This is a genomic window from Hyphomonas sp. UBA3195 (assembly GCF_002366485.1).
Taxonomy (GTDB): Bacteria; Pseudomonadota; Alphaproteobacteria; order Caulobacterales; family Hyphomonadaceae; genus Hyphomonas.
In genome coordinates, this window is record NZ_DEXB01000004.1 from 7,719 (window position 1) to 19,623 (window position 11,905).

General features: G+C 59.8%; 12 protein-coding genes. 5 read left to right on the forward strand and 7 right to left on the reverse strand.

What is annotated here, in order from left to right:
* Positions 1-44: 44 nt before the first annotated feature.
* The 4 genes from ffh to B2344_RS02005 all read right to left on the reverse strand — a co-directional run bounded on the left by ffh (position 45) and on the right by B2344_RS02005 (position 5,281).
* Positions 45-1,517 (reverse strand): signal recognition particle protein, encoded by a 1,473-nt coding sequence (gene ffh / locus B2344_RS01990; RefSeq protein ID WP_206991795.1) that lies wholly within the window; start codon positions 1,515-1,517, stop codon positions 45-47.
* A gap of 191 nt (positions 1,518-1,708) precedes the next feature.
* A complete protein-coding gene (locus tag B2344_RS01995; protein ID WP_034817254.1) occupies positions 1,709-2,299 on the reverse strand; it encodes a GNAT family N-acetyltransferase in 591 nt (196 codons plus the stop codon).
* Positions 2,300-2,405: 106 nt separating this feature from the next.
* Positions 2,406-4,577: a prolyl oligopeptidase family serine peptidase gene (locus B2344_RS02000; protein WP_414651725.1), complete on the reverse strand. Its 2,172-nt coding sequence runs from the start codon at positions 4,575-4,577 to the stop codon at positions 2,406-2,408.
* A gap of 122 nt (positions 4,578-4,699) precedes the next feature.
* Entirely contained in the window at positions 4,700-5,281 is a 582-nt protein-coding gene (locus B2344_RS02005; protein ID WP_206991793.1) for a hypothetical protein, read from the reverse strand.
* Between the two features lie 131 nt (positions 5,282-5,412).
* On the opposite strand from B2344_RS02005, the gene B2344_RS02010 reads away from it, so the two are divergent.
* Genes B2344_RS02010 through B2344_RS02020 form a run of 3 tightly spaced genes read left to right on the forward strand, consistent with a single transcriptional unit; the run spans position 5,413 to position 7,776 of the window.
* On the forward strand, positions 5,413-6,555 hold the full coding sequence (locus tag B2344_RS02010) for an AGE family epimerase/isomerase (RefSeq protein ID WP_206991792.1): 1,143 nt from the start codon (positions 5,413-5,415) through the stop codon (positions 6,553-6,555).
* A gap of 55 nt (positions 6,556-6,610) precedes the next feature.
* Positions 6,611-7,324 carry a 2,3-diphosphoglycerate-dependent phosphoglycerate mutase gene (gpmA, locus tag B2344_RS02015; protein ID WP_290484569.1) on the forward strand — a complete coding sequence of 238 codons (714 nt, stop codon included), beginning with the start codon at positions 6,611-6,613 and terminating at the stop codon, positions 7,322-7,324.
* The gene (locus tag B2344_RS02020) at positions 7,321-7,776 is read left to right on the forward strand and encodes a riboflavin biosynthesis protein RibD (protein ID WP_290484570.1); all 456 of its coding nucleotides are present in this window, start codon (positions 7,321-7,323) and stop codon (positions 7,774-7,776) included. Before gpmA ends, B2344_RS02020 begins: the two co-directional genes overlap by 4 nt.
* On the opposite strand, the gene B2344_RS02025 is transcribed toward B2344_RS02020, so the two are convergent.
* Positions 7,773-8,822: a glycosyltransferase gene (locus tag B2344_RS02025; protein ID WP_206991790.1), complete on the reverse strand. Its 1,050-nt coding sequence runs from the start codon at positions 8,820-8,822 to the stop codon at positions 7,773-7,775. The genes B2344_RS02020 and B2344_RS02025 overlap by 4 nt on opposite strands.
* A 134-nt stretch (positions 8,823-8,956) precedes the next feature.
* Between B2344_RS02025 and B2344_RS02030 the strand changes: the two genes are divergently transcribed.
* Positions 8,957-9,949, forward strand: a complete 993-nt coding sequence (locus tag B2344_RS02030; RefSeq protein WP_206991789.1) for a glutathione S-transferase family protein — start codon at positions 8,957-8,959, stop codon at positions 9,947-9,949.
* Positions 9,950-10,023: 74 nt separating this feature from the next.
* Here B2344_RS02030 and B2344_RS02035 read toward each other — a convergent pair whose 3' ends face one another.
* A complete protein-coding gene (locus tag B2344_RS02035; protein ID WP_206991788.1) occupies positions 10,024-10,401 on the reverse strand; it encodes a hypothetical protein in 378 nt (125 codons plus the stop codon).
* Between the two features lie 94 nt (positions 10,402-10,495).
* Here B2344_RS02035 and B2344_RS02040 point away from each other — a divergent pair, with 94 nt between their 5' ends.
* The gene (locus B2344_RS02040; protein ID WP_290483752.1) at positions 10,496-11,371 is read left to right on the forward strand and encodes a LysR family transcriptional regulator; all 876 of its coding nucleotides are present in this window, start codon (positions 10,496-10,498) and stop codon (positions 11,369-11,371) included.
* 63 nt (positions 11,372-11,434) lie between these two features.
* Here B2344_RS02040 and B2344_RS02045 read toward each other — a convergent pair.
* The coding region (locus B2344_RS02045) for an Hsp20 family protein (RefSeq protein ID WP_349679771.1) at positions 11,435-11,905 on the reverse strand (471 nt) is incomplete at its 5' end.

Genomic DNA, 11,905 nt, shown 5'->3' on the forward strand with positions numbered 1-11,905 from the left:
CTTGGTCAGCTGCAGCAGGGCGAAGGCGTCGCTTTGCTCATTGGTCATTTCTTTTTCCCTCCGCCGAGGCCGGGAAGACCGCCCATGCCCGGTGGCAGTCCACCGCCACCAAGACCGGGCAAGCCGCCTGCCCCGCCGCCCATCTTGGCAAGGTCGCCCGGCGAGATGCCTGCGGCCTGGGCCATGTTCATCATGTTCTTCATACCGCCCTTCTGGCGCATCTTCTTCATCATGCCGGCCATCTGCTGGTGCATCTTCAACACCTTGTTGACCTCTTGCACGGTCACGCCAGCGCCAGCGGCAATCCGCTTGCGGCGAGACGCATTCAGGATGGCCGGTTTGCGACGCTCCTTGCGCGTCATGGACAGAATGATCGCTTCCTGGCGCTTCAGCACATTGTCGTCGAGATTGGCCGAATCCATCGCGGCCTTTGCCTTGCGCGCGCCGGGCAACATGCCCATCAGGCCGCCAAGACCGCCCATGCGCTGCATCTGGCGGAACTGGTCGGCCATGTCCTCAAGGTCGAATTCGCCCTTGCGGAGTTTCTCCGCCATGCGCTCGGCCTTTTCGGCGTCCATCTGCTCGGCGGCCTTTTCGACCAGCGAGACAATGTCGCCCTGTCCGAGAATCCGGCCAGCCACCCGCTTGGCATCGAAGGCATCAAGGCCGTCGAGCTTTTCGCCGACGCCCATGAACTTGATCGGCAGACTCGTAACGGCGCGCATGGAAAGCGCCGCGCCGCCGCGGCCATCGCCATCCATCCGTGTCAGGACAAGGCCGGTCAGCGGCAGGCGAGCGTGGAAGCGGCTGGCGGTTTCAACAGCGTCCTGGCCCGTCAGGGCATCAGCCACGAGCAGCGTTTCAGACGGGTTCGCGATCTGCGCGATCTCCGCCACTTCATTCATCATCTGCTCGTCGATCGTCGTGCGACCGGCCGTATCGAGGATGAGGACGTCATAGCCGCTGATCTTCGCGGCGTTCAGGGCGCGACGGGCAATATCAGCCGGCAACTGGCCCTGAATGATCGGCAGGGCGCTGACATTTTCGTTGCACTGGTCGGCAAGGATCGCGAGCTGTTCCATCGCGGCCGGACGGCGCGTATCAAGCGAGGCGAGCAGGACGCGCTTGCGTTCCTTTTCCGACAGGCGCTTGGCGAGCTTGCCGGTCGTGGTCGTCTTACCCGAGCCTTGCAGACCGGCCATCATGATAATGGCCGGCGGGCTGTCGATGCGCAGGCTGGTATCGGCCTCTTCGCCGCCGAGCATCTCGACAAGGCCGTCATAGACAATCTTGATGACTTGCTGACCGGGCTTGACCGAACGAATGACTTCCTCGCCCACCGCGCGGGCGCGCACGCTGTCGATGAAATCCTTCACGACAGGCAGGGCGACGTCCGCCTCAAGCAAGGCGACCCGAATCTCGCGCAGGGCCGCGTTCACGTCCTTTTCGGACAGTGCACCGCGACCGGTCAGGCCGTCGAAAATTCCTCCAAGGCGTTCGCTCAGCGTGTCGAACATCTTTGTCGCTCCTTTGCCGTTTGCCAGATGTGTCTGACATAGGCGATCAAACCCATTGCACAAAGCAGAAGAGCCCCGCTGAGCGACACTTCGCCGGGCGGGGGGCCTCGCTGACCTCATGGATCAGTCAAAGCGCGCTTTTCAAATTTGCGCAGATGTTGGCGCGCCTAAAGCATGCGGGAGCCGCGGCGTCAAGCGAGCTGAAGCGCGCGCACCCGGTCTCGCAACACGGCAATCGCCGCCTTGATCTCGTCTCCGACCAGGCTGAGGACAACCATATTGGCCCATGTGCCCCCGGCCGTACGCATGTAGTTCCGGATCAAGCCCTCGCGCTGGGCGCCCATTTTGCTGAAGGCACGAATGGCGCGCTCATTCTGTTCCGGTACGAAATACGAAATTCGCCGGAAGCGCGCCTCATGGGCGCGAGTCAGAAGCGCCAGTTGCGTTGCGGGCACAATGGCTGTGCCGCGATACTTCTCTGGATGCCAGACAAAGCCGATTTCGAGCCGGCGATGCGTGCGCGACACCCGCTCGAATGCGGCAAGACCCGCAAACTCACCTGTCGCCTTGTCGACCACATAGAAAGGATGGAAGGCGTCCGTCCCTTTCATGTCCAGACTATGGTCCATATACGCTTCGAGGCTGGTGCCAGTGGGCATTACGGGCATCCACTGCCACATGGATTCAGCCACCGGAGTCGCCAGCACGACCTCTTTATGGTCCGCCGTGAGCGTATCCAGGCGAACAACGTCATTTTCCGGGGGCGGCTCCGCAAGGTTCATGATTTAGATCATTAGGCCGGAGACTGATCGAGGCAAGAAAAACCGAAGTCAGGAGTTCCAGTTCTATTTTCAGACCCGATAAAAGTTCCTATTTGGAACCTTCTTGTCAATTTGTCCGGCCTAGCCGCTTGGTCAGGTAGGTGAATTCCAGAGCAGACCGCTTGGCGCGCTCCTTCTGGTTCGCCGCTGCCGAATGCCCGCCATCAATGTTCTCATAATAGTAGAATGGCAGGCCCGCCGCCTCAAACTTCGCGGCCATCTTGCGCGCGTGACCGGGATGGACGCGATCATCCTTGGTCGAGGTAACGAAGAAGGGCACCGGATAGTCCTTCGTGGCATCAAAGTTCTGGTAGGGCGAAATCGTCTCAAGAAAAGCCCGTTCGTCCGGCACTTCCGGCGATCCGTATTCATCTACCCACGACGCGCCTGCCAGCAATAAGTGGTAACGCATCATGTCGAGCAGCGGCACCTGCACGACGACCGCGTTCCAGAGGTCTGGCCGCTGGTTCAGCATGACGCCCATGAGCAGGCCACCATTTGAGCCACCCATGATGCCGAGATGCTCCGGTGATGTAACGCCTCGTTCAATCAGGTCCTCACCGACCGAAATGAAGTCATCATAGATTCGCTGGCGATTCTGCTTCAGGCCAGCCTGATGCCACTCGGGGCCGAACTCGCCCCCGCCGCGGATGTTCGCCAACACATAAGCACCCCCCTGTTCCAGCCACAGACGACCTGTGACAGCGCTGTAGGACGGATTCAGCGAGACCTGGAACCCGCCATACCCGTATAGAAGCGTCGGCGTGGAACCGTCGAGCGGCAGATCTGCTTTGCTTACGAGGAAATAAGGCACGCGCGTGCCGTCCTTCGACGTCGCAAAATGCTGCGTGACACTCAGGCCTGTTGCATCAAATTTCGGCGGCAGACTCTTGAGGGTTTTTACGTCCCCCGTCGAGGCACTGTAGGAGAGCAGCGAATCTGGCGTCAGGAAATCCTCATAGTTGATGAAGACCGTATCCTCTTCGTCGCTGGCAAATGCGACGCTGGCCTGGCCCGTGCCGGGAAGGGAAATGGGTTCCAGCATCCAGCCGGCATCGCTCGCGGTGGCGCGCATGACCTTGCCAACCGCCGTATCACCTACCCCCAGAAGCAGGGCGCCCTTTGCAGTGGACACGCCTTTCAAGGCCTGCGTTTCGCTCGGGTGAAACACAAGTGAAACCGGCGGCAATGCGCGGGTCTCCATGAAGGTCTCGACATCGAAGGCGACCAGATCACCGGATTTGAATGTCGTTTCCTGACCCGTCGGAGTCCAATCCTGCTTCAAAGAAACAAGCAATCGGCCTTCATGGATTCCTTCTGGTGAAGACTTTGGCGGGATAGGCCACTGCACCGGCTCGCTCTCTCCATCGGGGAACCACCAGTAGCGTGTCGTGAAGAACGTGTCGGCCTGAGCCGCGCCCTGCAGAATGCGCCCATCCTCAAGCTCCAGCGTCATTGGCCAGACGCCGACATCATCCACCTCGCCGCGGATCACCTCTTCGGCGGCGTCCAGTGGCGTACCGCGGTCCCAGCGTTTCACGATGAAAGGATAGCCGGACGCGGTCAGTGTTTCCTCGCCCCAATCGGTTGCGATCAACAAAGTGTCAGGGCTGGCCCAGGCACCGCCCTGCTTGGCCTCTGGCGTGACGAAGCCGTCATCAACGAATTGCTTGGTCGCAAGATCGAATTCGCGGCGGACAATCGCGTCCTTGCCGCCATTCGACAGGGAGATCATGCATTTGTAGCCAATATCGCTGCCCTTGGGCCGGAAACAGTCTGCGCCCTTGTAGACCCAGTTCTTGCCTTCTTCTTCCGCAAGCTTGTCGAAATCGAGAATGGTTTCCCACTCCGGCGTGTCACTGGCATAACTTTCCAGCGTTGTCCGACGCCACAGACCGCGCACATGCGTTTCGTCCTGCCAGAAATTGTAGACCATCCCGTCACGAATTGATCCGTAGGGAATACGCTCTGCCGAGGTCAGCGCCTCGATCGCGGCCGCCTCATATCCCGCATAATCAGGATCTGCCTTCAGCTCTTTCAGCGAGCGGTCATTCTGATTGCGCACCCAGTCAAGCGCTGCCTCACCTTCAACTTCTTCCAGCCAGAGATAGGGGTCTTCTGCAGTTGCCTCAGAAACCTGGGGTGGGGGAAGTGTGTCTGCCAAGGGAGTCTCCGTTGGTGTTTGTGTTCCACAGGCCGCGAGGGCCAAAAAGCTGAGCGGAGCGAAAATCTTGCGCATGGTATCTCCATGAAAGACAAATCTTGTCAGGTATCTGGGCAAAGCGACAAATTCCGCCCACCCTTATCAACTTAAATCGTCAAACGTCGCTGCCAAGCGCGGCACTCTGTCATGCGAACGGCTTATTCAATGCGCTCGAAGGTGACACTTTCGACCAGAAGGGCTCGTGACTTTTCAGGCACAACCGGACGTATGGCAAAATAATCGAAGCCCTGATCTCCAATATGTTCCGGAACGACATATTCGAAACTGAAATTCTCAAAACCCGAAACAAGGTCAAAAACCTGCCAGCCGGAATCGCCTTCCCGACCCACGGAATAGTTCACCTTGGCCTGCATGGCGCCGCGTTGATCTGCCGGACGCATGCGGACGGTGCAGCGAACGCGGCGCCCCGAGAATTGCACTTCAAGATCACTGGCGAGGCGGAAATGCGGGCCGTCTTCGGGCTCGGGCCCAAGCAAGCCGGCCTGGGCTTCGATATAGAGCAAATAGTCGTCGCCCCGATTGCGCACGAGCTCGGTCGTGGCGTCGCCGCCGGCAAGAATCTTGTTCAGAAATTGCCCGCTGACCGTGACGCGATCATAATTGGTGCCATCGCCCGTTATGGGGCCATCCGGCAAGCGGCCAATAGCGGGCCAGATGGCCAGCACAACCATGCCGACCACCAGCAGGAAGGCCAGAGGGAAGAAGATCCGGTCTTTCATGAACGAGGAGCTCTTTCACAGTTCGGCGGTGGCACCCGCTAGCCAAGGACTGGCACTCCTGTTAGCAGGAAGCTGGGCGGTTTGGCGAGCCGTAGACGCTGCCATGCATGCAATTAACGGGGGCGAGTTCCATGTCGAAAGCGGCATTGAGGCGGCGAGCCAAGGAAGCTCGTCACTGGCTTTTTGAAGCGTGCTTCCCCCTTTGGAGCGAGCGCGGAATCGGCGAGTCTGGCCTGTTTCGAGAAACACTGTCTCTGGATCACGCGCCGGTACAAGACGAGATCACACGCATTCGCGTGCAGGCCCGGCAAACCTATGTTTTCGCGCAGGCCGCCCTGCTCGGCTGGAAACCAGACATATCACTTGATCTGGTTCATCATGGCGTGCGCACCCTCAGCGGTACGGCTCGGCGGGAAGATGGCCTCGTGGGTCGCACGCTCAACGCAGATAGCCACGAATATGTCGACGATACGCCCGACACGTATGATCTCGCCTTCACGCTCTACGCGCTCGCCGTGGCCAGTGAAGCTCTGGACGACGGAAGCGGCGCGATCGCTTCGGCAAGGGCGCTGCTGGATGCGCTGGACGGGCGGATGAAAGACCGGATCAATGGCGGCTATGCCGAAAGCTTGCCGCCGCCATCCCAGCGCAGCCAAAATCCGCATATGCATTTGCTGGAAGCGTGCCTGGCCCTGCACCGGGCCGACCCTGAAGGGGACCATCTCACCCGCGCCAGCGAACTCATCTCCCTGTTTCAGGCAAAATTCACCGCAGGCCCCGGCGGGCTGCTGGGAGAATTTTTTGCCCCGGACTGGGCAGAAGGCGCAGGCGATGCCGCGCGCATTGTCGAGCCGGGTCACCAGTTCGAGTGGATCTGGCTATTGAGCCAGCACGCCCGCGCAACCGACCAGCCAATTCCGCCCATTGCCGGTCGCTTGTACAGCTTTGCCACCAGCACGCTGGATCCAGACGGGCGGGCCATTCTGGAAGTCACCCGCGATGGCGCACCCCACAATGCGGGGCGACGCACCTGGTCGCAGACCGAAGCGCTCAAGGCGCATCTGGCAATGCTGAATCTGACTGATGACGACGCCATCGCTGCCGCGGCCTGCCAGAGCTTCGACATCCTCATGGACGAATATCTCACCCCGGAAGGCGGGTGGATCGACCAGTATGATGGCGATGGCCACATCGTCTCAACCAACATGCCAGCGTCCACCGGCTACCATGTCACGCTCGCATTTTCAGAGCTGATCCGGGCGATGGAAGCTTGAACCCGGACCCTTTTACGCTGAAAAGGGCCCGCAACAGACCAAAAAGGAATTTTTCATGCCCAGATTAGCGCTTGTCCGCCACGGCCAATCCGAATGGAACCTGCAAAACCGGTTCACCGGCTGGTGGGATGCCGACCTGACCGAGAAGGGCGAAGCCGAAGCCAAAAAGTCCGGTGAAATGCTGAAAGCCTGCGACGCCGATTTCCGCGCCGCGTTCACCAGCGTTCAGACCCGCGCCATCCGTACGCTCTGGATCGCCCTGACGGAGATGGACCGCGTATGGATGCCGGTGACCAAGCATTGGCGCCTGAATGAGCGCCACTATGGTGGCCTGACCGGTCTCAACAAGGCAGAGACTGCCGACAAACATGGCGAAGATCAGGTTCATATCTGGCGCCGCTCCTACGACATTCCCCCACCGCCGATGGAAGCTGGCAGCGAGTTCGATCTGGCAGGCGACCCCCGCTACAAGGGCATCGATATCCCGAACACCGAAAGTCTGAAGCTGACACTGGAACGTGTGCTGCCCTATTGGGAAGAAGCGATCACACCCGTGCTCAAATCCGGAACGGACGTCGTCATTGCAGCACATGGCAACTCCCTGCGCGCCCTGGTGAAACATCTGTTCCGGGTGCCGGATGAGTCCATTACCGGGATCGAGATTCCAACCGGTAATCCGCTCTACATTGATCTGGATGACACGCTCAAGCCAGTCTCCGTTCGTTATTTGGATGCTGATCGCAGCAAGCCGCTTCCTGAACTGCCATGAGCTTTCGCCCGTCCCGACGGCGCGACCGGCGCATGATGGGACGGGCCCACAGCCTGGCTCGGCTCAACAACGGCCTCACCGGGATAAACCCGTCGGTTGGGTGTATCATCCTGAACTCTGACGGGCATGTCGTCGGCGCGGGGGTAACCGGTCTGGGCGGGCGTCCCCATGCCGAGGAGGTCGCGCTGGACGAGGCCGGAGCCGCTGCGCGAGGTGGCACCGCCTATGTCACACTGGAGCCCTGCCGCGAGCGATCCCAGGGCGGAAAATCCTGCTCCGTGAAATTGCTGGAGGCCGGCATCGCCCGCGTCGTCTGCGCCATAGACGACCCACACCCGGTCGCCAATGGGGGCATCCGCGCCCTCAGGGACGCTGGAATTGAAGTCCGGATCGGGCTTGGCCAGCGCGAGAGCCGCCGACTTTACCGAAAATTCTTCGCAAGCCTGCTCTAGCCAGTGAATGGCCCGGCATGCGCGATGATCTTTTCATACAGCGCCACGGAATCGCGCTGGAACGCGGCCTTGTTGAACTGCTGCTCATATGAGGCTCGGCCACCTTCGACCAGCTTTGCCGCGAGCGCCTTGTCCGAGATCACCCGGCTGAGCGCCGTGGCGAGCGCATCGACATCATTCTTCGGAATCAACAGCCCGTTCACTTCATTCTTCACATAGGCTGCCGGGCCAACCGCATCTGCCGCAACCAGCGGACGGGACGCTGCCCATGCGTCGACGGTCACCGTGCCGAACGGCTCGTAGCGGGACGGGAAGGCCACCACATCGCAGGCCGCGAGCAGCGCGCCGCGATCATTGCGCCAGCCTAGGAAGCGAACCCGATCATCCAGCCCAAGTTTGGTACACTGCGCCTTCAACTCTGCCTCAATCGGGCCATCGCCCGCGATCCAGACATACAGGCCGGGCACTTTGGCCGTGGCATCCAGCAACGTGTCGAGACCCTTCTTCTCATGCAGGCGCGCCAGCGCGAGCGCAACGGGCGCATCTTCGGGCGTATCCAGCGCCGCGCGGCTGGCCGGATCAGTGCCTTCAAAATCAGCATAGGTGTGAACGATGGCGGAGCGATCGTCCGGGACACCTTGTTCGCGGATGTGACGCAGCAAATCGATGGTCAGGCCGACATGCCATTCGCAATTCACGAAGCGCGCAAGTTTGTAATAGCCACCATACCAACCAATCGAACGATTGCGGTATTCCTTCGGCGCATATTGCCCGGCGCGGCCCATCCAGTACTCGATAACATCCGGCTTGAAGACCTTGATCGCGTCGCCAATCACGCGCCGCGTCGGGAAGGGCCACGTATTGTTGAACGCGGCCACATCCACCCCGATGCCAGCCTCGCGGAATTTCTGGACGCGGAACTGGTTGTCCGGTCGTGTGACCACATGCTGGGTCAGACCGGCTTCTGCCAGTGCCAGCACGGATTCCAGCATGATGTTCTCTGCGCCGCCTTCCTGGGCGCCCGCCATCACGTGCATGATCCGCATCTGCCGCTCCTTTCAATGTCCAACAAGTTCTGACCGAGCGCATACCCATTATCACCAGCTGCGGCAAACGCTCCTTGGCAGTGCGTGCTGAAATGCCTACAGACAGGGCCAAACACAATGAAAGCCGTATGCCCATGTCCGATTATCGCCTCTTCGGCGCAGATACCTCGCCCTATTCCCAGAAAGTGCGGTCGTTCCTGCGCTACAAGAATATTGATTTCGACTGGGTATCCCGCTCACGCGAGAATGAGGAAGAATTCCAGGCATTGGCGCGCGTGGCCTCTGTGCCGCTGCTGGTCTCCCCTTCGCGATCGGCCAATCAGGATTCCACGGCAATCATTTCCGCCCTTGAGGAAGACCATCCGGAGCCTACGGCCGTTCCGGACGACGTTGCCACGTCGACCCTTGCGCTGATCCTTGAAGACTATGCGGATGAATGGCTGAACAAGATCATGTTCCTTGAGCGCTGGAGCCAGAAGCCCGACCGCGAAGACGCTGCCCTGCGCGTGCTGGTCCAGCTCTATGGCGGCAAACGCCCCCGCGCCTACAAGAAGGCCCAGAAGCAAATTGCCGAACGCATGGCCGACCGTCTGAATCTGGTTGGCGCCGACAGCGCAAATGCAGACATGCTGAAAGCCTCGTTCGAACGCTTTGCAACGCTGCTCAACGCGCATTTGACCGAGCAACTCTACATCTTCGGCGGTCGTCCGTCCGCGGCCGATTTCGCCCTCGCCGCGCAGTTCCAACAGATGATGATGGACAAGACCCCGGCCGAATGGCTCAAGAAGCACGCCCCCTTTGTGGTTGCCTGGATCGAGAATATGGAAGATCCCAAACCGGGCGCGCCTTTCGCGTCGCTGGAAGCGCTTGCGCCCACGCTGACGCCGCTGTTTGCCGAGGAAGTCTCGAAAACCTATTTGCCCTGGGCCAAGGCCAATTCCAAAGCTGCCGAACGCGGTGACAAGAATGTTTCCGCATCCATCGAGGGCGGCAGCTTTGAACAGACCACGCAAACCTATGCTGCCCGCGCCTATGATTCCGTCCGCAAGGCGGTCGGCGCTTCGCTCAGCGACGACGCTCTCAAAGGCTTCCTGTCGGAAGCCGGTTGCTCGAAATTCTTCGGCTAGCCGCCAGAGACAATTCGCAAATAGAAAAACGGCGCGTCCCTGTGGTCGCGCCGTTTTCTTTGGTTTTGTCTATATCAGGACTCGGGCGACCCGGTTTCGGCGGGCGCAGGGTTGAGCACTTCAAGCCGCGTCTGGACGTTCCGCGCGTCCGCGACAAGGCGTTCACCCTTTCGGACATCCGCCTCAGCATCGGCGACCTTGTCTTCGCCCTTGCGAAGCGCCTGACGGGCCTTGCGGACCATTTCCTCGCCCTTTTCAAGGTCCTTGTTACCCTCCGCGATGAGCTTCTCACCCTTGCGAATGTCTTTCTCGGCTTTGTTCCACTGCTTCAGCTCCTTCCGATCGAGATCGGACATGGAAATGTTGGACGAGACGGCTGGTGCGGCCGCCGCGGAAGCGCAGGCGCCAAGCAGGGTGAGTGCGGCGAGACCGGCGATGAGATGGGTTTTCATTGTCGTTTCTCCTTGATCTGACATGCTGCCTAGATAGGGAGTTACATGGAATTCGAATAACGAATTTAATCGATGCTTGAAATCGGAATATTGAATGATTGATGTTGAAGTTGCTCGCACATTCCTGGCAGTCATTGAAACCGGCACGTTTCAGGGTGCGGCGGACAAGGTACACGTCACCCAATCCACGGTGAGCGCCCGGATCCGGACGCTGGAAGATCGCCTCGGACAAAGAGTGTTCGCACGATCGAAAGCCGGCGCCCGGCTGACATCACACGGCTATCATTTCGAACGATATGCCCGGACAATTGTGCGCGCATGGGAGCAAGGTCGTCAGCAGGCCGGGATTCCGGAAACCTTTGACGATATGCTGATCCTCGGTGGGCAGTACAATCTCTGGGCCCGCTTCCTCTCCCAGGCACTTGTGGAGATGCAGGAGCAAATGACAAACGTCGCCTTCAAGGCGGAGGCCGGCACGCCCCTTGCCCTGTCACGCCTTTTGTCAGAAGGCCTTCTGGACATCGCAGTGCTGCATCAACCTCGCCTGCGCACCGATATCGCGGTGGAACACTTGATGGATGACGATCTCATCATGGTCACCACCGATCCGAAGGGCGAATTCGAAGACCGTTATGTCTATGTCGACTGGGGCGAAGAGTATCGTGACCGGCACGCCCAGATCCTGCCAAAGCTCATGGAGCCAAGGACCACAGTCGCCCTGGGATTCTTCGGGCCGTCCTTCCTCATCGCCAGTGAAGCCGCCGGGTATTTGCCTCGGCGCTTGGTCGAAACCCATCTGGCAAAAGGGTTCCTTTTCGAAGTTCCGGATGTCCCGACCATCGCCTATCCTGTGTTCGCGGCCTATCAGTCAGAGTCAGACACGGATGCGATCCAGCCTGCACTGCAAATCCTGCGAGAAAAGGCCGCCGCCACGCTGGCAGGAAACCTGGCACCACACTTCTGGGCCTGAATGCAAAAAACGGCGCGCCCATCTCTGGACGCGCCGTTCTCTTATCTGATCAGAACTCGGCGTTTAGGCCGCGTTGCTGGCCGATTTCTTGCCGATCAGTTTCGGCTCCGACTTTGCCGGGGCGCCAATCTCGATCTTGCGAGGTTTCTTCTCTTCAGGAAGTTCGCGAATAAGGTCGATGCGCAGCACGCCGTGCTGCAGATTGGCACCGGTCACGATGACATGGTCAGCCAGCTGATAGCGCCGGATGAAGCTGCGCTGGGCAATGCCGCGATGCAGATAGTTGCGGCCCTCGCCGTCTTCATTCTCGCCGCGCTTGCCGGCCACAGTCAGCAAGCCTTCTTTCGTCTCGATCTCGAGGTCATCTTCGGTAAATCCCGCGACCGCGATCTCGATGGCGAAGGCGTTTTCGTCAACGCGTTCGATATTGTATGGGGGATAGCCTTGTGACCCGTCGAGGCGAGACGCCTGATCGATCATGCCCGCAAGCCGGTCAAAGCCGACAACGGTACGGTAAAGGGGGGTAAGGTCGAT

What these genes read in the sequence shown, in the direction of transcription:
- ffh (WP_206991795.1), bottom strand. Translation starts at nt 1,517, where the DNA reads ATGTTCGACACGCTGAGCGAACGCCTTGGAGGAATTTTCGACGGCCTG.
- B2344_RS01995 (WP_034817254.1), bottom strand. Translation starts at nt 2,299, where the DNA reads ATGAACCTTGCGGAGCCGCCCCCGGAAAATGACGTTGTTCGCCTGGAT.
- B2344_RS02000 (WP_414651725.1), bottom strand. Translation starts at nt 4,577, where the DNA reads ATGCGCAAGATTTTCGCTCCGCTCAGCTTTTTGGCCCTCGCGGCCTGT.
- B2344_RS02005 (WP_206991793.1), bottom strand. Translation starts at nt 5,281, where the DNA reads ATGAAAGACCGGATCTTCTTCCCTCTGGCCTTCCTGCTGGTGGTCGGC.
- B2344_RS02010 (WP_206991792.1), top strand. Translation starts at nt 5,413, where the DNA reads ATGTCGAAAGCGGCATTGAGGCGGCGAGCCAAGGAAGCTCGTCACTGG.
- gpmA (WP_290484569.1), top strand. Translation starts at nt 6,611, where the DNA reads ATGCCCAGATTAGCGCTTGTCCGCCACGGCCAATCCGAATGGAACCTG.
- B2344_RS02020 (WP_290484570.1), top strand. Translation starts at nt 7,321, where the DNA reads ATGAGCTTTCGCCCGTCCCGACGGCGCGACCGGCGCATGATGGGACGG.
- B2344_RS02025 (WP_206991790.1), bottom strand. Translation starts at nt 8,822, where the DNA reads ATGCGGATCATGCACGTGATGGCGGGCGCCCAGGAAGGCGGCGCAGAG.
- B2344_RS02030 (WP_206991789.1), top strand. Translation starts at nt 8,957, where the DNA reads ATGTCCGATTATCGCCTCTTCGGCGCAGATACCTCGCCCTATTCCCAG.
- B2344_RS02035 (WP_206991788.1), bottom strand. Translation starts at nt 10,401, where the DNA reads ATGAAAACCCATCTCATCGCCGGTCTCGCCGCACTCACCCTGCTTGGC.
- B2344_RS02040 (WP_290483752.1), top strand. Translation starts at nt 10,496, where the DNA reads ATGATTGATGTTGAAGTTGCTCGCACATTCCTGGCAGTCATTGAAACC.